The 22,414-nt window shown below is 69.6% G+C and carries 11 protein-coding genes; all 11 read left to right on the top strand.

Going from position 1 to position 22,414, the window contains the following annotated elements:
• Window position 1 precedes the first annotated feature (1 nt).
• The 11 genes from ACFVSU_RS15600 to ACFVSU_RS15550 all read left to right on the top strand — a co-directional run bounded on the left by ACFVSU_RS15600 (window position 2) and on the right by ACFVSU_RS15550 (window position 22,299).
• The gene (locus ACFVSU_RS15600) at window positions 2-967 is read left to right on the top strand and encodes an AAA family ATPase (protein ID WP_387144714.1); all 966 of its coding nucleotides are present in this window, start codon (window positions 2-4) and stop codon (window positions 965-967) included.
• A complete protein-coding gene (locus tag ACFVSU_RS15595; RefSeq protein WP_387144711.1) occupies window positions 964-2,373 on the top strand; it encodes a DUF58 domain-containing protein in 1,410 nt (469 codons plus the stop codon). The genes ACFVSU_RS15600 and ACFVSU_RS15595 overlap by 4 nt, the downstream gene beginning before the upstream one ends.
• The gene (locus ACFVSU_RS15590; protein WP_387144708.1) at window positions 2,370-4,931 is read left to right on the top strand and encodes a transglutaminase domain-containing protein; all 2,562 of its coding nucleotides are present in this window, start codon (window positions 2,370-2,372) and stop codon (window positions 4,929-4,931) included. Before ACFVSU_RS15595 ends, ACFVSU_RS15590 begins: the two co-directional genes overlap by 4 nt.
• Window positions 4,928-6,502 carry a DUF5684 domain-containing protein gene (locus ACFVSU_RS15585; RefSeq protein ID WP_387144705.1) on the top strand — a complete coding sequence of 525 codons (1,575 nt, stop codon included), beginning with the start codon at window positions 4,928-4,930 and terminating at the stop codon, window positions 6,500-6,502. The genes ACFVSU_RS15590 and ACFVSU_RS15585 overlap by 4 nt, the downstream gene beginning before the upstream one ends.
• A 56-nt stretch (window positions 6,503-6,558) precedes the next feature.
• Window positions 6,559-7,140, top strand: a complete 582-nt coding sequence (locus tag ACFVSU_RS15580) for a hypothetical protein (protein WP_387144702.1) — start codon at window positions 6,559-6,561, stop codon at window positions 7,138-7,140.
• Window positions 7,141-7,489: 349 nt separating this feature from the next.
• Entirely contained in the window at window positions 7,490-7,858 is a 369-nt protein-coding gene (gene rpsL / locus ACFVSU_RS15575) for a 30S ribosomal protein S12 (protein ID WP_018171438.1), read from the top strand.
• Between the two features lie 5 nt (window positions 7,859-7,863).
• Window positions 7,864-8,334 carry a 30S ribosomal protein S7 gene (gene rpsG / locus ACFVSU_RS15570; RefSeq protein WP_056117669.1) on the top strand — a complete coding sequence of 157 codons (471 nt, stop codon included), beginning with the start codon at window positions 7,864-7,866 and terminating at the stop codon, window positions 8,332-8,334.
• A gap of 74 nt (window positions 8,335-8,408) precedes the next feature.
• Window positions 8,409-10,523, top strand: a complete 2,115-nt coding sequence (fusA, locus tag ACFVSU_RS15565) for an elongation factor G (RefSeq protein ID WP_387144696.1) — start codon at window positions 8,409-8,411, stop codon at window positions 10,521-10,523.
• 158 nt (window positions 10,524-10,681) lie between these two features.
• Complete coding sequence (gene tuf / locus ACFVSU_RS15560) at window positions 10,682-11,875, top strand: elongation factor Tu (protein WP_387144693.1); 1,194 nt, start codon at window positions 10,682-10,684, stop codon at window positions 11,873-11,875.
• 177 nt (window positions 11,876-12,052) lie between these two features.
• Window positions 12,053-12,271 (top strand): Rv0909 family putative TA system antitoxin, encoded by a 219-nt coding sequence (locus ACFVSU_RS15555; RefSeq protein ID WP_310288339.1) that lies wholly within the window; start codon window positions 12,053-12,055, stop codon window positions 12,269-12,271.
• A 332-nt stretch (window positions 12,272-12,603) separates the two neighbouring features.
• Complete coding sequence (locus ACFVSU_RS15550) at window positions 12,604-22,299, top strand: VWA domain-containing protein (protein ID WP_387144689.1); 9,696 nt, start codon at window positions 12,604-12,606, stop codon at window positions 22,297-22,299.
• Window positions 22,300-22,414: the final 115 nt, after the last annotated feature.

Raw genomic sequence — 22,414 nt, 5'->3', positions numbered from 1 at the left:
CATGACGATCACGCAGGAGCAGGCCGACTGGTTCGCGCAGACGTTCGGGCAGATCGCCGACAACGTCGAGCGCGCCGTCCTCGGCAAGCGCCATGTCGTCGAGCTCGTGCTCACCGCGATGCTCAGCGACGGGCACGTGCTCCTCGAGGACGTGCCGGGGACCGGCAAGACGTCGCTGGCGCGGGCGATGGCGCAGTCGGTGCAGGGCACGAACACGCGCATCCAGTTCACACCCGACCTGCTGCCGAGCGACATCACGGGACTCAGCGTCTACGACCAGAAGGAGGGCGTGTTCGAGTTCCACGCCGGCCCGATCTTCGCGAACATCGTGCTCGCCGACGAGATCAACCGCGCGAGCCCGAAGACGCAGTCCGCCCTCCTCGAGGTGATGGAGGAGGGGCGCGTCACGATCGACGGCGTCTCACGGGAGGCGGGCGTGCCGTTCCTCGTGCTCGCGACGCAGAACCCCGTCGAGCAGGCGGGCACCTACCGCCTGCCCGAGGCTCAGCTCGACCGCTTCATGATGCGCACGTCGCTCGGCTACCCCGACCATGCGGCGACCGTCCGCATCCTCGACGGGGCGGCCGTCGCCACCGCCGAGCTCACGCCGATCATCACGCCGCAGGCGCTCGTCGGCATGGCCGACCTCGCCGCCGATGTGTACGTCGACGCGCTCGTGCTCGACTACATCGCCCGCCTGGTCGACAGCACGCGCACGGCCGACGAGGTGCGCCTGGGCGTCAGCATCCGTGGCGCGCTCGCCCTGACGCGCGCCGCCCGCACGCGGGCCGCGTCGCAGGGCCGCACCTACTCGACCCCCGACGACGTCAAGACGCTCGCCGTGCCCGTGCTGTCTCACCGCCTGATCCTTCACCCCGAAGCCGAGTTCGACGGCGTCACCCCCGAGACCGTGATCGGGCAGGTGCTGCTCGACGTGGCACCGCCCTCCAGGCGCGAAGCGGTATGACGAGCCCCGAGCGCCGCGGCGGCGCCACCGGAACGGTGGAGCCGCGCATCACGCGCACCGTCCAGTCCACCGGCACGACCGGCCGCACGCACGTGACCGCCACGGCCACGAGCGTCGGCGAGTCGCGCCGCGGGCGCGCCTTCGTGCGCGCCGCGGTGTGGTGGACCGGCGTGTGGCGGGCGGCGGGCTCGGGCATCACGACCGCGGCCGAGTGGGCCGCTCAGACCATCCGGCCGGCAGGAGCCCTGGTGGCCCTCGCGGCGACCGTGGGACTCGTGCTCGGGGTCGTCTTCGGCTGGGTGGAGTTCATGGTCGCGGGCGCGGCATCCGTCGTCCTCATCGTCGCAGCCGTGCCGTTCCTGTTCGGCGCCCGCGCGTACGACGTCGACCTGTCGCTGACGCACGAGCGGATCGTGGCCGGCGAGGGCGTCACCGGCCGCATCGACGTGCGCAACGACGGCCACCGCACGGCGCTGCCGGGCCGCATCGACATCCCTGTCGGAGCAGGCCTCGTCGAATTCGGCGTGCCGCTGCTGCGACCGGGGAACGCCGTCGAGCAGCCGCTCGACATCCCGGGTCTCCCGCGCGGCATCGTGAGGGTCGGCCCGGCGACGACGGTTCGGAGCGACCCGATCGGGATGCTGCGCCGCGAGCACTCGTTCCACGACGTGCACGACCTCTACGTCCACCCCCGCACGGCCGCGCTCCCGTCCACGAGCGCGGGGCTCATCCGCGACCTCGAAGGCGCGCCGACGCGCCGTCTTGTCGACGCCGACATGTCGTTCCACGCCATCCGCGAGTACGCGCCCGGCGATTCGCGCCGCCAGATCCACTGGCGGTCGACGGCCAAGACCGGGCGGCTGATGGTGCGTCAGTACGAGGAGTCGCGGCGCTCGCGCATGGCGGTGGTCCTCGCGGTCGCCGAAGCCGAGTACGCGGACGCCGACGAATTCGAGCTGGCGGTGTCGTGCGCGGCGTCGCTGGGCCTGCGCGCCGTCCACGACGCCCGCGACGTGCAGATCGTGACCGGATCAGAGATCCCGCGGGTGGTGCGCGGACGCCTGCGCGCGATCCGGCACATCCCCGCCGCGGCACCCCGCCCCATGCTGGACGGCTTCAGCGGCGTTGATCTTCTCGAGAGCACGATGCCCGTGGGCGAGGTGTGCCGCCTGGCCGCCGAGTCGGGCGAGCGGCTGTCGATCGCGTTCATCGTGGTCGGCTCGCGCGTGCCGCTGACGCGGCTGCAGCAGGCGGCCCTCGCGTTCCCGGCCGACACCGCGGTCGTCGGCCTCATCTGCGACGAGCGCGCGCACCCGCGCATGCAGCCGCTGTCGGGCATGACGGTGCTCACCGTCGGAACCCTCGAAGACCTGTCGGGCCTCCTGCTGCGGGGAGCGACATCGTGAGCGGCCCGATCCCCGTGATGGAGCGGATGGATGCTGCGCCCCGCGGTGCGGCCGACACCCTCGGCGTGCGCGCACCGCGGTTCGTGGCCCGCGTGTGGGTCGGCACCGGGTTCGCCGCGGTGATCGCCGTCGTCGCGGCCGTCGCCGCGTGGCCGATCTACCGCTCGGGCACCTTCGCGCTCCTCGTGCTGGTCGGCACCCTGGTCGGCGGCGGGATCGCCGCTGTCGCGTGGTGGCGCCGCTGGAGCGGCTGGACCGCGGCCGGTGCGCTGGCGCTCGCGGAGCTGATCCTCGGCGTGCCGCTCGCGGTGCCCTCGCGCCTCGGCACGCCCGACGATCTCGTGCGGGGTCTCGGCGAGCTGGCGAGCGGCCTGGTGCTCGGCTGGAAGGACCTCGTCACCGTCGAACTGCCGGTGGGCTCGTACCGCAACCTGCTCGTCCCCGCGCTGGTCGTCTTCCTCATCGGAACGTGCACGGTGCTGCTGCTCGCCTGGCGCGAGGATCGCGCGGCCTACGCCGCGATTCCGGTGGCGCTCGGGATGGTGACCTTCGGGCTCTTCTTCGGCCGCACGACCGTGAGCGCCCCGCTCGAGGTCGGCCCGGTGTTCCTCTACGCGCCCGTCGAGACCGCGGTCGGCGTCACGGCCCTCGTCGCGTGCCTGCTCTGGCTGGCCTGGCGCACCCACGACGAGCGCGTCCGCGCACTGCAGCGGGCAGCGGCATCCAGCGGCGTCCGCATCTCGCGGCGCCCCTCCGCGGCCGACCGTCGTCGCACCGCGCTCGGCGCGGGCATGGTCGCGGTCGCTCTCGTGGTCGCGGTGGCGGTCGTGCCGTTCGCCGCGCGCGGCGTGGAGCGCGAGGTGCTGCGCTCGGCCGTCGGCCCCGACATCGACCTGTCGGCCGAGGTGAGCCCGCTCTCGCAGTACCGCGCGCTGTTCGCCGACGCCCGAGCCGACGACGTGCTGTTCACGGTCGAGCCGGTGGTGACGGACGGCGTCGTCGGCACGCTCCCCGAACGCGTGCGCCTGGCCACCCTCGACGCCTACGACGGCGAGATCTTCCGGTCGGGGGGCGAGGGCGCGGTCGACGCCGGCCGGTTCGTCCGCGTGCCGTCGGCGCTCGACGCCGGCGAGGGCACGGCGGTCGCGGCGCGGATCGACATCGACGCGTGGGACGGGATCTGGATGCCGACGGCCGGCCGGCTCGAGGCGGTGGCGTTCGACGGCGATCGCGCCGCCTCCCTGGCGGACCGGTTCTACTACAACGCCTCGGCCTCCGCCGGCGTGCAGACCGCCGGGGGAGGCTTCGAGTCCGGCGACGCGTTCGTCGTGCGCGGCGTCGAGCCCTCGGCTCCCGAGCTCACCGAGCTCGACGCGCCGGGGAACCCGGGTGGCGTGGCCGCCCCCGACAGCCTCCGGTCGTGGATGGACGAGCACGCCGTCGGGTCGGCCGGCTCGGCCCTCGCGGGCCTGGTCGCGCTGCTGCGCGAGCGCGGCTACCTCAGCCACGGCCTCGACGAGGGGGCGCAGGAGCCGGCCTGGGCGGCGGCCCTGCCCGACTACGCGTTCCAGCCCAGTGCCTCGGGCCACTCGCTCGCCCGCGTCGACACGATGTTCGCGCGCCTGCTCGAACGTGAGACGGACCAGAGGGCCGTGGCGTCGGGGAACTACGTCGCGGCGATCGGCGACGACGAGCAGTTCGCCGTCGCGGTGGCGCTGATGGCGCGGGAGCTCGGATTCCCGTCGCGGGTCGTGCTGGGAGCGAGACTGTCCGCGACCGAGCCCGATCTCGCGACGTGCGACGAGGGCGCCTGCCGCGCGCAGGACCTCACCGCGTGGACCGAGGTGCAGTCGGCGGCGGGCGAGTGGGTCGCGGTCGACGTGACTCCGCAGCATGCGCAGTCGCCGAGCCTCGACACGACCGAGCAGCGCGACCCCGAGAACGTCACCGAGGTGCGCCCCGACTCGGTCGAGGAGGTCGTGCCGCCCGACCCCACGCAGGAGGACTCCGCCGCCGACCGCCCGGCCGACGAGGACACCGGCGCCGACCTGGCGTGGCTCTGGCCGATGCTGCGGATCGGCGGCATCGCGCTCCTGGTGCTCGTGCTCGCGCTCGGGCCCTTCCTCATCGTGATCGGCACGAAGGCCGCCCGCCGCCGCTCCCGCCGGCACACCGGCACACCGGCGACCCGGATCGCCGGGGGCTGGGACGAGTACGTCGACGCGGCGCTCGACAGCGGGCGCACGGCATCCCGGACCGCCACCCGCAGCGAGCTCGCCGCGGCATTCGCGACGCCCGCGGGGGCCGCGCTCGCGCGAGACGCCGACCGCGCCGTGTTCTCGCACACGGACCACTCCGCCGACGCCGCGCAGCGCTACTGGGAAGCCGTCGACGCGGAGCGACGCGCCCTGCGCCGCGAACGCGGGTTCTGGCGCGGAGCGCTGGCGACCGTATCGTTGAGATCGTTGTTCCGTCCGATGGCGCCCGAACCGGGCGGCCGCACGCGATTCGCCGAGAGGGGGAGACGACGGGCCGAGCCCGTGCGTCCCACGCCATGAACGCCACAGATGCCACCGCAGCCGTCTTCGGCACGCTGATCAGCCTGCTGCTGTTCGCGGGTCTCTACGTCTGGACCGCGCTCGCACTGTCGGCGGTGTTCCGCAAGTCCGGCGTCGAGGCCTGGAAGGCGTGGGTGCCGGTCCTCAACACCATCGTGCTCCTGCAGCTCGCCGGACTCTCGCCGTGGCTGGTCGTGCTCGCGTTCATCCCGTTCGTCAACATCGCATTCCTGGTGGTCTGGGCGATCGCGCTGTACCGCGTCGACGTCGCGTTCGGCTTCGGCGCCGGCATGACCGTCCTCGGCTTCCTGCTGTTCCCGGTCTGGGCGTCGATCGTCGGCTGGGGGAGCGCGCGCTGGGTAGGACGCGAAACGGATGCTGCCCGTGCCCCCTTCGGCGCCGGCGTGCGGCGCACGTCGGGCGAGACGGCGACGCTTCCTCCGCTGCCGCCGTTCCCGACTCCCGGTGCACGGACCGATGGGGCCGCCTATCCGCCGGCGCCGACGGCCGTCCCGCCGGTGCCGACGAGCGCCGGCGCAGGGTTCGCGCCGCCCTCCGCCGACGTTCCGCAGGCGCCGGCGGTTCCGGCTCCAGCGGCAGCTGCGCCTGCACCCGCTTCCGCCCCTGCCGCCGCCGCGCCCGTGGCTCCTCAGGAGTCCGCCGCGGCCGACGTCGCGCCGGCAGCCGCGGGGTGGACGCCCCCGCCGCTGCCGGGCCGCCCCGTCTCCGCGTCGCCTGCCGAGGCGGGCGGCAACGGCACCGGCGACGCGGACCCGTGGCAGGGCTTCGCGCTGGACGGGATCGACCTGAGCGCCGAGGTCACGGGGGCCGTGCCCGGTGCTCCGGCGCCCATCTCCGCCGTGCCCGCCACGCCGCTCGCATCCCTCCCGACCGCCGCCGCGTCGCCCGCGCCCTCCGGGCCCACGCGCACCGCGGCCGAGCCGTTCACGGCACCCGACGCCGCGACCACCGGCGAGGAGGGCATCACGCGGCCCCCCGTCACTCGCGTGCCGGCGGCCCCCTCGACGGGCGACGACCGCGAGCCGTGGGCTCCCGCGCGCTCGCCGATGAGCGAGGCCGACGCCTTCCCCGAGACCTCCGGACCGGTGTCCGCGATCTACGGCGCGCCCGACGCCGGATCACCGCGATCGGCGCGGTCGTCGGTGTCGGCATTCCACAGCAAGCCCGAGATCCCGGACGAGCAGGACCTCCTCGAAGAGACGATCATCGCCCGGCGCAAGCGCACCGACTGGGCGCTCGTGCCGCCGACCGGCGAGCCCGTCGCGCTCTCGTCGGAGGTCGTCATCCTGGGCCGCCGGCCCGCCGCCGACCCGGACCACCCGAGCGCGCAGCTCGTCTCGATCCAGGACGGCACCGTGTCGAAGACGCACGCGCGACTCCAGCTGCGCGACGACAAGTGGTACGTGACGGACCTCGATTCCACCAACGGCGTGCTGTTCGCGACCGTGATGGGCACCGAGGTCGAGGCCCCTCCGGGTGAGGAGGTCGAGGCCGGCGACCGGTTCCTGCTGGGCGACGCCGAGGTCCGGCTGCGCCGGAGCGACGGGTGATCGTCCCCGCGCCCCCTCCACTCGACGCTGGCGCGTCGAGCGGAGCCTCTGGCTGCGTGGGCCCACCCGACGACGAGCGCACCGCCGTCTCCCGGCGGAGGACCGCGGCGACCCCGCCGGACGACCACGACGCGTTCGACGAGCGGACGCTGCCGTCGCGGCGCTCGTCGACGGAGATCGACGCCGTCGACGACACCGTGATCGCCGGGAGGTCGGCGGTCGCCTCCGACTCCGAGATCCCCACGCAGGCCGCGACCGAGTCGGCGCCGGCCGGCCCGCGACGGACCGCCCATCCGCCGGCACCCGAACCCGGCGATGCCTCCGCAGGCGCGCGACGCGCTTCATCCCCGTCGCCGGTGGCCCCGGAGCCCGCCGGAGAGACGTCGGCGGCACCCGGCCGTGTCGCGGCTCCGCCCGCATCGGCGGCTGAGGCCTACCGCGCCCGCGCCGTCCCTGCGGTCACCGCGGTGCGTGCCGAGCCGGTTCGCCGAACGCCGCAGGATCACGTCGACACGGCTGCCGCCGAGACGACCCGCAGGCGTCGCCGACGCCGGCGGATGATCGCCGTCGTGGCCGCGGCATCCGTCCTCGTCATCGTCGTCGCGCTGGCGCTCGTCGTCCTCCTGACGACCGGCTGACCCAGACGCCGGGAGGCGATCTCGGCCGTGTCGCGGCGTGTCGTCGTCCGGTTGGGGCTGCAACGTGCTTCCGCGTTTGCCCGACCCCCGAATCCCACGTATCATGGATCGGGTGTGCGCTCACGCGCGCCGTCGACCGTGCCTCGGCGCGGGAACCGGTGCGAGCGCCGCATCTCAGGGAACAGCCTGCGAACAGGCCACCCCCACGGCATACCCACCAACGAAAGCGCGACAGTCATTCTGGCGCGTCGGTGGGTCAGCGTGAGCCCGCAGCGTCACGAATCGAAAGATCCGGATGCCGCGGGGGAGACCACGACGCTGTCACCGTGCAGCACAACAAGGAGAGAACGTGCCAACCATTCAGCAGTTGGTTCGCAAGGGTCGCTCGCCCAAGGTCTCGAAGACCAAGGCGCCGGCGCTCAAGGCGAACCCGCAGCAGGCGGGTGTCTGCACCCGCGTGTACACGACCACCCCGAAGAAGCCGAACTCGGCGATGCGCAAGGTCGCCCGTGTCAAGCTCCGCAACGGCACCGAGGTCACCGCGTACATCCCCGGCGAGGGCCACAACCTGCAGGAGCACTCGCTCGTGCTGGTCCGCGGCGGCCGCGTGAAGGACCTCCCCGGTGTCCGCTACAAGATCGTCCGTGGTGCGCTCGACACCCAGGCAGTCAAGAACCGTAAGCAGGCTCGCAGCCGCTACGGCGCGAAGAAGGGCTGAGAAAGATGCCTCGTAAGGGACCCGCCCCGAAGCGCCCCGTCGTCAACGACCCGGTCTACGGCGCTCCGATCGTCAGCCAGCTCGTGAACAAGATCCTCGTCGACGGCAAGAAGTCGCTCGCCGAGTCGATCGTGTACACCGCCCTCAAGGGTGTCGAGGCGAAGAACGGCCAGGACGCCGTCGCCACGCTCAAGAAGGCGCTCGACAACGTGCGCCCGACCCTCGAGGTCAAGTCGCGCCGCGTCGGCGGCTCGACCTACCAGGTGCCGGTCGAGGTCAAGCCTCACCGCGCCAACACGCTCGCCCTCCGCTGGCTCGTGAGCTACGCGAAGGGTCGTCGTGAGAAGACGATGACCGAGCGCCTCCAGAACGAGATCCTGGACGCCTCGAACGGCCTCGGTGCCGCGGTCAAGCGCCGCGAAGACACCCACAAGATGGCCGAGTCGAACCGCGCCTTCGCGCACTACCGCTGGTAACCAGCATCCCCACCGCTCCCGCGAACCGCGGGAGCGGTGGGCCCGCTACCACCTTCAACAGCTAAGGACACCCCGTGGCACAAGAAGTGCTCACCGACCTCAACAAGGTCCGCAACATCGGCATCATGGCGCACATCGATGCCGGCAAGACGACGACGACCGAGCGCATCCTGTTCTACACGGGCGTCAACCACAAGATCGGCGAGACGCACGACGGCGCTGCCACCACCGACTGGATGGAGCAGGAGCAGGAGCGCGGCATCACGATCACGTCGGCCGCCGTCACCTGCTTCTGGAACAAGAACCAGATCAACATCATCGACACGCCCGGCCACGTCGACTTCACGGTCGAGGTCGAGCGGTCGCTGCGCGTCCTCGACGGCGCGGTCGCCGTCTTCGACGGCAAGGAGGGCGTCGAGCCCCAGTCCGAGACCGTCTGGCGTCAGGCCGACAAGTACGACGTGCCCCGCATCTGCTTCGTCAACAAGATGGACAAGCTGGGCGCCGACTTCTACTTCACGGTCGACACCATCGTCAACCGCCTGAAGGCCAAGCCGCTCGTGCTCCAGCTGCCCATCGGCTCGGAGAGCGACTTCGTGGGCGTCATCGACCTCGTCGAGATGCGCGCACTGGTGTGGCCCGGCGACGCCAAGGGCGACGTGACCATGGGCGCCAAGTACGAGATCCAGGAAATCCCGGCCGACCTCGCCGACAAGGCCGCGGAGTACCGCGAGATCCTGCTCGAGACGGTCGCCGAGTCCGACGAGGAGCTTCTCGAGAAGCACTTCGGCGGCGAGGAGCTCACGGTCGCCGAGATCAAGGCTGCGATCCGCAAGCTCACCATCGCCTCGGAGCTCTACCCCGTGCTCTGCGGCTCGGCGTTCAAGAACCGCGGCGTTCAGCCGATGCTCGACGCCGTCGTGGACTACCTCCCGTCGCCCCTCGACGTCCCCGCCATCGAGGCGAAGGACCCGAAGGACGAAGAGATCATCATCGAGCGTCACGCCGACCGCGACGAGCCGTTCGCGGCGCTCGCGTTCAAGATCGTCACGCACCCCTTCTTCGGTCGCCTGACCTACATCCGCGTCTACTCGGGTCACCTCGACTCGGGTGCCCAGGTCGTCAACGCGACCAAGGGCAAGAAGGAGCGCATCGGGAAGATCTTCCAGATGCACGCCAACAAGGAGATGCCGGTCGACTCGGTCACCGCCGGTCACATCTACGCGGTCATCGGCCTCAAGGACACCACCACCGGTGACACCCTGGCCGACAGCCAGAACCAGGTCGTCCTCGAGTCGATGACGTTCCCGGAGCCGGTCATCGAGGTCGCCATCGAGCCGAAGACCAAGGCCGACCAGGAGAAGCTGGGTCTCGCGATCCAGAAGCTCGCCGAAGAGGACCCGACGTTCCGCGTCGAGCAGAACGCCGAGACCGGCCAGACGGTCATCAAGGGCATGGGCGAGCTGCACCTCGACATCCTCGTGGACCGCATGAAGCGCGAGTTCAAGGTCGAGGCCAACGTCGGCAAGCCCCAGGTGGCGTACCGCGAGACGATCAAGAAGACCGTCGAGCGTCACGACTACACGCACAAGAAGCAGACCGGTGGTTCGGGTCAGTTCGCGAAGATCCAGTTCGCGCTCGAGCCCCTCGAGGTCACGGCCGACAAGACGTACGAGTTCGAGAACAAGGTCACCGGTGGCCGCATCCCGCGCGAGTACATCGAGCCGACCAACCAGGGCTTCCAGGACGCCATGAACGTCGGCGTGCTCGCCGGCTACCCCATGGTGGGCGTGAAGGCCATCCTCATGGACGGTGCGTCGCACGACGTCGACTCGTCCGAGATGGCGTTCAAGATCGCCGGCTCCATGGGCTTCAAGGAGGCCGTCCGCAAGGCGAACCCCGTCATCCTCGAGCCGCTCATGGCGGTCGAGGTGCGTACTCCTGAGGAGTACATGGGCGACGTCATCGGCGACCTCAACTCGCGTCGTGGCCAGATCCAGTCGATGGAGGACGCCCAGGGCGTCAAGGTCGTCCGCGCGCTGGTCCCGCTGTCCGAGATGTTCGGCTACATCGGCGACCTGCGCTCGAAGACCTCGGGCCGCGCCGTGTACTCGATGGAGTTCGACAGCTACGCCGAGGTTCCTCGCAACGTGGCCGACGAGATCGTCCAGAAGGTCAAGGGCGAGTAACCCTTTTCCGTCGGGATGCCTCGGTGACGCGGCATCCCGACGGCACAACTTCACACAGAATCAACAGAACCGTCTCTACTAAGGTGGAGATATCCCCGTAGACGACCGGCGCACACCAGCGCCCGGAACCTCTACACGAACGTCCTGAGGAGGACCCAGTGGCTAAGGCCAAGTTCGAGCGCACCAAGCCGCACGTGAACATCGGAACGATCGGTCACGTCGACCACGGCAAGACCACGCTCACCGCCGCAATCTCGAAGGTGCTCGCCGACACGTACCCGTCGGCCACCAACGTGCAGCGCGACTTCGCGTCGATCGACTCGGCTCCCGAGGAGCGTCAGCGCGGCATCACGATCAACATCTCGCACGTCGAGTACGAGACCCCGAAGCGTCACTACGCCCACGTCGACGCCCCGGGTCACGCCGACTACATCAAGAACATGATCACCGGTGCCGCTCAGATGGACGGCGCGATCCTCGTGGTCGCCGCCACCGACGGCCCGATGGCTCAGACGCGTGAGCACGTGCTGCTCGCCAAGCAGGTCGGCGTGCCCTACCTGCTCGTCGCGCTGAACAAGTCGGACATGGTCGACGACGAGGAGATCCTGGAGCTCGTCGAGCTCGAGGTTCGCGAGCTCCTCTCGTCGCAGGACTTCGACGGTGACAACGCTCCGGTCGTCCGCGTCTCGGGCCTCAAGGCTCTCGAGGGCGACGCCGAGTGGACCGCGAAGATCCTCGAGCTCATGGAGGCGGTCGACGCGTCGATCCCCGACCCGGTGCGTGACAAGGACAAGCCGTTCCTCATGCCCATCGAGGACGTCTTCACCATCACCGGCCGTGGCACGGTCGTCACGGGCCGCGCCGAGCGTGGCACGCTGGCCATCAACTCCGAGGTCGAGATCGTGGGTCTGCGCCCGACGCAGAAGACGATCGTCACCGGTATCGAGATGTTCCACAAGCAGCTCGACGAGGCCTGGGCCGGCGAGAACTGCGGTCTGCTCCTGCGCGGCACCAAGCGTGACGACGTCGAGCGCGGCCAGGTCGTCGTGAAGCCCGGTTCGGTCACCCCGCACACCAACTTCGAGGGCACGGCGTACATCCTGTCCAAGGAGGAGGGCGGCCGTCACAACCCGTTCTTCACGAACTACCGCCCGCAGTTCTACTTCCGCACCACCGACGTCACCGGCGTCATCACGCTGCCCGAGGGCACCGAGATGGTCATGCCCGGCGACACCACCGACATGACGGTCGAGCTGATCCAGCCGATCGCCATGGAGGAGGGCCTCGGCTACGCCATCCGTGAGGGTGGCCGCACCGTCGGCGCCGGCACGGTCACGAAGATCCTCAAGTAAGGTTCTTCGGCGCAACTGCTGCGAGAAGCCCCCGGGAGAGATCCCGGGGGCTTCTCCGCGTCTGCGGGCGTCTGAGGGGCGTGCGGGCGGCTGACGGTGCGCAGGGGTTCCGCTGCAGCATCCATCCCGACAGGATGGGTCTGGGCGCCTCGCCGGGGGGTGCGCGAAGGAGTGAGCATGGGCGGTTTCGACGACCTGGTGAACCAGGGCAAGGACCTGTACGAGCAGAACAAGGACAAGATCGGCGAGTTCCTGAAGTCCGAGCAGGCCGAGGACATCAGCGACAAGGTGCTCGACGGCGCGTCGGGTCTCGCCAAGAAGGTCGTGCCGGAGGAGCACCACGACACGGTCGACGACATCCGCGGGAACGTCGACGGAGCAGTCGGCAACCAGTAGCGGAATCATCGAGAAGCGGCCCGGGGAGACCCGGGCCGCTTTCGCGTTTCCTGAGGCGATCGTGACCGGCGCGTGATCATTGAGACTTGACGTCCCGCCCGAAGCGCCGATACCTTGACCGTGGGCTACGTGCGTCCGGTGCGACTGGGGAGTTAACACCGGATGGGAACGCACACTTGGGGAGTCCGACCGGGAAATTCGGGGTCCCCTTGAGCTGACATCAGCGAGAAGGGGAAACCTTGATGTCTGGGCACTGGGGAATTGACGGTTCGGCACGCTCGGGAGTGCGGCGGAGGCTTCGGGAGGCGCGTGAGCGCGACCGCAAGCTGACGATGAGGCACCGGTGGTACGCCGGTGGCATCGCCACGCTGCTGTCGGGCGCGCTGATCTTCACGGGGGTCACTCCGGCGATTGCGGAGGTCGTTCCGACGCCCACGCCGTCGACCGAAGCGACGACTCCTCCGGAGGAATCGACTCCTCCCGCCGAGGAGACGCCGGCTGAGCCGGCACCGTCCGACCCGGCGCCCGCCCCGGCGGAGCCTGCTCCGTCCGAGCCCGCACCGGCTCCGTCGGAGGAGTCCACCGAGCCGACCGATCCGCCGGCCGACCAGTCGCAGTCGCGCGTGGCGCCGTCCACCGAGGACGCCGGCGTCGGCGTGATGGCGGTGCCTGAGCCGGGTGCGAACCAGGCTGTGATCACGGTGAAGGTCGGATCCGACCGCACCGGGATCACCGGCGTGACGAACCTCATGGGGGTCGTGCTGCTGCTGAACACCGGGGTGAACTCGCCGAGCGGGACCCGTCCCGACGGCGTCGCCGGTACCGGCGACGGATGGGCCAAATGCACGTCCGACGCCGACGGCGACTGTTCGTTCGTCGTTCCCAACGTGGTGGCCGGTGGAAACCGTGACGCCCGTTTCTGGGTCGTCCAGTCGAGCGTCCCGTCCGGCTACTACATGAACCCCGTGCTTCGCGTCGGCGGGGCGAGCGGCGCCGGTTCGCAGTTGACCTACCAGTTCCGCACCGGCTCGCTGCTGCGTGCCGGCGAGACGTACTCGTCGCAGGACGCCAACGACTTCATGCTCTCGTCGGGCACGAACGACAACGCGTCGGGCGGCATCTGGCAGCAGTCGCGCAACAACCCCACGCTCGCCCCGGCGTGTGGTCTGGACGTCGCGCTGATCCTCGACATCTCGGGTTCGGTCGGCGACGCGCTCCCGAACCTCAAGCAGGCGGCCAACACCTTCGTCGATGCGCTGCAGGGAACGCCCTCGCGCATGTCGCTGTTCTCGTTCTCCTGGCAGACCCCGGGTGCCGGCGCCTCGCAGAACTACCCCGACCTCGTGTCGGTCTCGACCGCAGGCCAGGGCACGACCTTCAAGAACCGGTACTCGGGCTGGACGTCGTCCGGCGGCACGAACTGGGACCGCGGTCTCGGCATCGCGGCCTCGTCGAACACCGGCGCCAACAAGTTCGATGTCGCGGTGGTCATCACCGACGGCAACCCGACCACCTACAACCAGCCGTACCAGGGCAGCGGCAGCGACAATCGCTTCCGTGAGACCGAGAACGGCGTCTTCTCGGCCAACGCGCTCAAGGCCGCGGGCACCCGCGTCCTCGCGTTCGGCGTCGGCGCCGGTGCGACGGGTGCGAACAACGCGCTGAACATCCGCGCCATCTCCGGCCCGACCGCGTACACCGGCAGCAACGGCGCCGTCGCGGACTACTACCAGACCGCCGACTACGCGGCGGTCGGCACGGCGTTGCGCAACCTCGCCCTCGGCAACTGCTCCGGCAACCTGACGGTGACCAAGCAGATCGTCCCGAACACCGCTCCGGCGGGCTCGATCGCGGGCGCCACTCCCGCGGGTGCCGGCTGGCAGTTCACCGGTGTCTCGAACACCGCGGGCGTGACCACGCCGACGGCCAACCGCACCACGATCGCCGACGGTACGGGCACCGTGACCTACCCGCTGAACTTCGGCGGCGGGATCACGCAGGGGAACATCACCGTCACCGAGACCCAGCAGGCCGGATTCACGCTGACGCAGGTCGGCGGCAAGAACGCCGTGTGTACGAACCTCAACACGGGGGCGGCCGTCACGGTCACCAACCAGGGGGCTCTCGGCTTCTCGGCGAACGTCCCGAGCACCGAAGCGGTCAACTGCATCGTCTACAACCGAGCGCCGAGCCCAGAGGCCGACGTCACGGTCACCAAGAAGTGGGTGGTCAACGGAACGGCGTACGCCAACGGTGCGCAGCCCGGCGGGCTCACCTCGCAGCTGAGCCTCACCGGTCCCGGCGCGGCCGGCGCCACCCCGCAGGGCTGGGGCGTCACCCGCACCGGCTACACCCAGGGCAACTCGACGACCCTCAGCGAGACGGTCGGCCTCATCGACCCGCAGCTGTGCACCAACGACGCTCGGGTGACCGAGGTCAACGGCGTCGCGCAGAACACAGCGCTGGGCTCGGGCTACCAGGTCGCGCTCTCGCAGGAGCACAACACCGCGACGATCACGAACAACGTGACCTGCCGCAGCACGCTGACGCTCGTCAAGCAGGTGCAGGGCGGCAACGCCCAGCCGACCGCGTGGACGCTCAACGCGCAGAGCACGGACCCGGGCAACCCGCTGGCGTTCGCACCGGGCACCACGGGTGTGAAGCACGACGTCACGCCGGATGCGCGCTACCAGCTGTTCGAGACGAACGGCAACGCCCTCTACGCGCAGACCGACAACCGCACGAACCTGCAGTCGAACCCGCTCTCGACCGGCTCGGCGACCTGTATCCAGGTCGACGGCAACGGAAACCCGGTACAGGGCAGCGGCTTCTCGGACGGCATCAACGGCGGCGTGAACGTGCCGCTCGGCTACAACGTGCGATGCACGCTGGTGAACCAGACCGCGTCGCTGACGCTGCTGAAGCACGTCGTGAACGACAACGGCGGCTCGGCGGAGGCCGATGACTGGAAGCTGACCGGAACGCCCGCGATCCTCGCCGGGCTGTCGGCGACCACGGTGGACGGGTCCGAGACCCAGGTCGCCGCGAGCACCTTCCAGGTGCGCCCGCGCCACACCTACACGCTCACCGAGTCGACCGTCGCGGGCTACCAGTTCCAGAAGCTGCAGCAGCTCGTGAACGGGTCGTGGGTCGATGTCGTGGCCAGCGTCGACCCGAACGGGTACCCGCGTCAGAACGGTCAGGGCAACTGGATGATCCAGGTCGCCGGTCTGGACACGCCGGTGTACCGCTTCGTGAACGACGATGTGGCGCCGAAGCTGACCCTCGTCAAGGAGGTCGTCAACAACAACGGCGGCACCGCGGCGAACACGGCATGGACGCTCGCCGCGAACACCCCCGGCGGTCCCAGCCTCAGCGGTGTGACCGGCACTCCGGCGGTATCGAGCCAGAACGTCAAGGCTGGTGTCGTCTACACGCTCTCGGAGTCGGTGATCGCCGGCTACGACTGGACGACGCTCTCCTGCACGGGCTACGCGAACACCACCAAGGACAGCCCCACGCTGACCCTCAAGCCGGGCGACAACGTCACATGTACCTTCACCAACGACGACAAGCCGGGCAAGCTCACGCTCGTCAAGGTCGTCGATGACAGCAACGGCGGCTCCGCGGTCCCGAGCGACTGGAACCAGAAGCTCACGGCCAAGCGTGGCCAGGACGCGACCCTGACGTTCAACCACAATGAGACGAAGGATGTCCCGGCGGGCGTCTACACGCTCAACGAGATCAACCAGATCACCGGCTACGAGTGGACGAACCTCGTCTGCTCGACCGGCGGCACCTCGCTGCAGGACAAGACGGTGACGGTCGCCAACGGCGCGAACGTGACCTGTACCTTCACCAACCGCGCGATCAAGCCGACGCTGAACCTCGTCAAGATCGTCGACAACAAGAACGGCGCCGGCTCCGCCACGCCCGACATGTGGACGCTCACCGCGGCGGCCGACGGCCAGCCGTCGGTGACGGGCCAGGGAACGGCATCCGGAGCGGTCATGCCCGGAGCGGAATATACCCTCTCCGAGAGCCAGAACGTCTCCGGCTACACCGCCGGCGACTGGAGCTGCTACATCACGGGCAGCGACCCGCGGGTGGCGTTCCCGGTCGACGACGACGTCGTGGTCCCGGTCGTCGGCAAGAACGTGACGTGTGAGATCACGAACACCGCGATTCCGGCCGAGGGCGGCATCGTCAAGAAGGTGCGCGCCGGCTCGCCGCAGCAGATCGCTGCCGGTCCGGATGCGGGCAAGTGGCAGATCGTCTACGACATCACGGTGACCAACCAGTCGCGCACGTCGACGCTCTTCTATTCGCTCACAGACGCGCTGCAGCTCGGCGCCGGCATCACGGCCTCGTCCGCGAGCTGGACCGGTCCGAACGGCACGAGCGGTGCCTTCGCTCTGCCGGCCGGCACCGCGACGCTGGCGCCCAGCGGGTCGCTTGCGCCGCAGACGAACGTGAACCAGCCGCTGGCGACCCACGTCTACACGGTGACGGTGATCGCCGATGTCGCACCGAGCGCGGCAGGCGCGACCACCTCGGTCTGCACCTCGACCGAGCCGAAGCGTGCCTTCCTCAACACGGCGACTCTCACGGTCGACGGTAAGCCGACGACCGTGCAGGACTGCGCACAGCCGGTGTTCCCGACGATCATCAAGGTCGGCAAGAACCCCGCAACGCAGAACCCGGATGCCTCGTGGAACGTGGAGTACACGGTCACGGTCGGCAACCCCAGCGCCACCACGGCGGTGCAGGCGACGCTGAGCGACGCGTTCCCTGCCGCTCCCGCCGGCTGGACGCTCGACCCGAACACCTGGACGGTCACCGCGGTCGGCAGTGCGCCGGCTCCCGCGGCGTCGCCCTACGCACCCGGATCGGCGACGATCTGGACGGGCACGCTGCCCGCCAACACGAGCTACGCGTACACCGTGACGGGCAAGCTCGTTCCCTCGACGTCGGCGACCTCGATCGGCGACTGCGCGGCTGAAGCAGGCCTCAAGAACAAGGCGACGGTGACGTCTGGTCAGATCGTGAAGGATGCCACGGGCTGTGTGTCGATCGTGCTCCCGCCGGTGACGGTCGTGAAGTCGAACGCGGGCGTCGTGACGCAGATCTCGCTCACCCAGTGGGAGATCCTCTACGACGTCACGGTGCAGAACTCCAGCCAGACGACGGCGACGGTCTACACCCTGACCGACACCCCGCAGCCGGGCGCAGGCTGGACTGCCGACCCCTCCAGCGGATGGGTTCCGACGGCTGACCAGCCGCCCGTGCCGGCGCCGAACACGCCGATCGCGGCGGGCGCATCGCACACGTTCAAGTACCGCATGGTCGTGAACCGCAACGCGCAAGTCGAGAACCCGTCGCTGACGTGCGACCTCTCGAACGGCGGCGGCTTCTTCAACCGGGCGACGGTGACGTTCCCGGGCGGGACCGCGACCGACACCGGCTGTGCGACGCCGGGTGCCCCGACCATCGTGAAGACCGGCAAGCCGGCGACCGCGAACGAGGACGGCACCTGGACGATCTCGTACGACGTCGCGGTGTCGAACGCCAGCGGGAAGACGCTGTACTACTCGCTGACCGATACGCCGCCGGCCGCGCCGGCGGGGACCGCGCTCTCGAACTGGAAGGTGACGGGGCCGAACGCCTCGGCCGCATGGCCGACGCCGAACGTCATCGCGGCGCAGTCGATCGCGAATGGTGCGACGCACACGTTCACGATCACGGCGACGGTCACCATCACGGGAACACTGAGCCCGGTGGCGAACGCGTGCGGTGAGGGCACCGCAACCGGTGTCGCGATCATCAACACGGCGACGGTGACCAACGGCGTCAGCACGACGAACGACGACGGCTGCACCTCGGTCAACCCGCTGCCTGTGGAGGTGGTGAAGTCCGACGGCGTCGTCTCGCAGGGCGCGGGCGGCATCTGGACGATCGCATACAAGGTGACGGTGTCGAACCCGAACCCGCTTCCGACCGTCTACACGCTCACCGACACGCCGCAGTTCGACGCGGCGAGCTTCGAGATCCTGACGCAGGGCTGGGTGGGTTCGCCCGACACGACCGACGTCCCGATCGCGGCGAACGCGACGGGCGCGGCGGCGCACGAGTACACGTACCTCGTGACCGCGAAGTCGAAGGTCGATCCGGTTCCCGCCTCTGGCCTGCGCTGTACCGAGAACGGCGGCGGCTTCTTCAACGTGGCCAGCGTGACGTTCCCGGGCGGCAGCGACAGCGACTCCGGCTGCGCCATCCCGGCGAAGCCCGTCGTGGCGAAAGCGGCACTGCCGTCGACGCAGAACGCGGCGACCGGTGAGTGGACCATCCGCTACGCGGTCGCGGTCAGCAACCCGAGCGGCATCGATCTCTCGTATTCCCTCAAGGACACGCCTGAGACGCTGCCCCTCGGGGCGACCGGCGGTGCCTGGCAGGTCCTCGCGCCGACCATCTCGGGCGGCGGCGAAGCCGTGCTGAACCCGTTGTGGAACGGCGATGGCGTCGACGACCTTGCAACCGGCCAGATCCCGAACGGCGCCACGCACACGTTCACGATCACGCGGACGGTCAAGATCCCGGCATCCATCCCGAATGCTCTGCTGGACTGTGAGAGCGAGGATGGCGGGCTCTGGAACGGCACGGCGGTCACGAACGGCATCGGCGGCAACGACGCCGAGGCGTGCGCGCAGATCGATCGCCCGACGGTCGACATCGCCAAGACGGTGACCGGCACGAAGCAGCTGGTGGACGGCACGTGGGAGATCACGTACGACGTGGTCGTCACGAACACGTCGACCACGCTGGCGGCGGTCTACGACCTCGACGACACCCTCGAGTTCGGTGGCGACATCGAGATCGTGGATGCCTCGTGGACGGGTCCGACCGGAGATGGCGACTTCGCCGACCCGGCCTGGAACGCGAGCCTCGCGACCGACCAGGTGCTCGCACCTCGCGTGGACGCGGCGGGAGTCGACACCTACACGGTGACGGTGCACGCGAACGTCGACGCTGAGGCGTGGGACGGCGACACCCTCGTCTGCCAGGACGACGAGGGCCCGACGGCGGGCGGCTTCCTCAACGTGGCGACTGTCACGGTGAACGGTGAGGCGATCCCTGCCGACGACTGCTCCGAGCCGAAGCTGCCCACGTTCCAGAAGATCGGGGTCTCGGCCGCACAGGACGAGGACGACGCCTCGAAGTGGCTCGTGACCTACGAACTCCGGGTCACCGGCAGCGGTTATGACACGTTCTACTCGCTGTCCGACACGCCGGCGTTCGCTCCGGGGATCGACGTGATCTCGGGTGTGGCGCAGCGGACCGACACCGACCCGGTGGGTACTCCCATCCCGGTCACGGCCGGCACCGACTTCGTGACGAACGTGCCGTTGGGCGCAGAGGACGAACCGCACGTGTACACGATCGCGTGGCTCGTCGACATCTCCGACACGTTCGACCCCGACCTCGCAGCCTGCGAGGGCGAGGGGACCGGATTCTTCAACACGGCGCTGCTCTCGATCGGCCAGATCGAGATCCCCGGGGAGGACTGCATCCCGGTCGAGGACCGTGTTTACCCGGTGCCGACGAAGACGGTGACATCGACGACTCAGGACCCCGAGACGGGTGACTGGACCATCGTCTACGAGATCGACGTCGCGCTGGCCGGTGAAGGTCCGCAGAACCCGAAGGGCCTGTCGGCCGAGTACGACCTCACCGACACCCTCGACTTCGGCGGCGACATCAACATCGGCAGCGCCGAGTGGGAGTTCGACGGCACGTCGCACGACTTCGCGGGACCCGATTCGACCGAGACGCTCGCGAACGACCGGACGATCGACGCGGGTGAGACCCACACCTACACGGTGACGGTCGTGGCCTCGGTGACCACGGAGGCGATCGACGGTCACACCACCGACTGCATCAGCGGGGAGGGCCCGGAGGCCGGCGGCTTCCTCAACACCGCGCTGCTGACGTCGGGTGGCTCCGAGACGCCGGTGGACGCCTGCTCCGAGCCGGTGTTCCCCGAGATCGAGAAGCACGGTGGCGAGACGACGGACAACGGTGACGGCACGTGGGACATCGAGTACATCGTCACGGTGAGCTACCCGGTGTCCGACGCCGACCCGCTGCCCGAATCGGTGGCTTACGACCTGACGGACGCCCCGGCGCTCCCGGCAGGCGTCGAGCTCGACGGTGACTGGCACGCCGAGGCGTGGACCGACGTCACTCCCGACCCGACCAATCCGACGTGGAACGGCTCAGGCACGTGGACGGTCGTCGACGACGGGGAGCTCACTCCCGAGAACAAGGTGCACACCTACCGGGTGTTCGCGACGGTCGCGGTCACCGAGCCGCCGGCGGGCGAGCCTGTGATGTGTGAAGACACGGAGGAATCGGGCATCCTGATCCCCAACGTCGGCACCATCACGTCGGGCGAGTACGTCAAGTCCGACGACGGCTGCCAGGTCGTGCACTATGACGACGTGAAGATCGAGAAGACCGCGTCCGGCCTGCCCGAGGTGGGCAGCGTCGAGCCGGGCGACGAGTTCACGTACGAGCTCACGGTGACCAACCTGGGCACGCGAGACGCCACGAACGTCGTCGTGACCGACCCGATCCCGGATCGTCTCGAGGTCACCGGAATCGAGCTGCCCGCGGGCTGGGTCAACGACAACTCGCCCGATTTGGTGGATGAGAACGGTGAGCTCAGTGTGAGCACTCCGACCCTCGCGGTCGGTGCGTCGGTGACGATCAAGGTGCACGTCGAGTTCACCGAGGTCGAGAGCGACGTGATCGACGTAGGCACCGGCACGCCGCCGGAGGCTCCGGCCGCGATCGAGGAATTCGTCAACACGGCCTGTGTCGAGGCCGACATCGATGCCGTCGAGTCCAACAACTGCGACACGAACGAGATCCCGGTCCGCGACATCTCGGTGGTCGTCTACACGAAGTGCGTGGGCGACGCCCCGTTCCTCGGATGGTCGGTCACGAAGTCGCAGACGTTGCTCGCCGAGCCGATCGACTTCTTCTGGGAGCCGGTCAACGACGACGTGAAGCCGACCACGACGCCGGCCGACGTCACTCTCACCCAGCCGGGCGGGACCCTGACGTGGGCTGACGAGATCTCGTGGCCCGGTGCGGCGTTCACGCCGTCCGGCATCTCGATCGACTACCCGGGATGGCGCGCCATCGAGGTGACCGACATCGTGCCGGGCTCCAACCCCACGCAGTACTACCTGCCGGGAACGAGCAACGTCATGACGCCGGCGCAGCAGGCCGAGTTCATCTTCAACGGCCTGATCCTCGACCCGAGCGAGCTCGACTTCGCCTGGCGCGGCAACACCGAGGTCACGCTCTCGGTCAACCCGAGCGAGACGTTCTCGACCTCGTACCCGCCGGCGACCCCGGAGTGCTTCGTCGCACGCCACACCGAGGTGCAGATCGAGAAGACCGCGAGCGTCGAGAAGACCGAGCCGGGCAAGTCGTTCACCTACACGCTCGACGTGGCGAACGTGAGCGACGACGCGGCGGCGGAGGGTGTGGTCGTGACCGACCAGATCCCGGCCGACATCAAGATCACTGCGGTGAACTGGCCGGGCAAGGGCGACGCGAACACGTTCCCGAACTGGCAGTCCTGCGCGGTGACGGGGCAGAACGGCTCCGGCTACGGCGGCACGCTCACGTGCGTGCTGTTCGGACCCCTGCAGCCGATCAACTCCGACAACGGCGGTTCGTCCGTCGCTCCGAGGATCACGCTCTCCGCGACGGTGAACCCGTCGTCGAAGACGAACACGATCACGAACGTCGCAGTGGTGGACTACCACACGTTCGGCGACCCGGATGACCCGGGCCGTGACTCGGACGACGCCACCGTGCTGCTGTCGACACTGCCGGCTACCGGTGGGAGCACGATGCTGCCGCTCATCCTGCTCGGCCTGGTCGTGATGCTCACGGGCGCTGCCGTGGTCGCGGTCTCGCGCCGCCGGCGCGGAGAGGTCAAGCCGACGCTGTGATCCCTGGAGAGGGCGGGCATCCCCCAAGGGCCCGTCCTCTCCAGCCACCCGGCATCCGTTTTCAACCCGTTACTTGACGCGGGTGGATGCCGGGCATACCTTTGCCCCGGGAACA

The organism is Microbacterium sp. NPDC058062 (assembly GCF_042885375.1).
Lineage (GTDB): Bacteria > Actinomycetota > Actinomycetes > Actinomycetales > Microbacteriaceae > Microbacterium > Microbacterium trichothecenolyticum_C.
Note: the sequence above shows the minus strand (reverse complement) of the source record. Positions and strands in the feature narration are given on the sequence as shown.

Coding starts and splice junctions, on each gene's coding strand:
- ACFVSU_RS15555 (WP_310288339.1), top strand. CDS start 12,053: ATGGGCGGTTTCGACGACCTGGTGAACCAGGGCAAGGACCTGTACGAG.
- ACFVSU_RS15585 (WP_387144705.1), top strand. CDS start 4,928: ATGAACGCCACAGATGCCACCGCAGCCGTCTTCGGCACGCTGATCAGC.
- ACFVSU_RS15600 (WP_387144714.1), top strand. CDS start 2: ATGACGATCACGCAGGAGCAGGCCGACTGGTTCGCGCAGACGTTCGGG.
- rpsG (WP_056117669.1), top strand. CDS start 7,864: ATGCCTCGTAAGGGACCCGCCCCGAAGCGCCCCGTCGTCAACGACCCG.
- ACFVSU_RS15595 (WP_387144711.1), top strand. CDS start 964: ATGACGAGCCCCGAGCGCCGCGGCGGCGCCACCGGAACGGTGGAGCCG.
- ACFVSU_RS15550 (WP_387144689.1), top strand. CDS start 12,604: ATGAGGCACCGGTGGTACGCCGGTGGCATCGCCACGCTGCTGTCGGGC.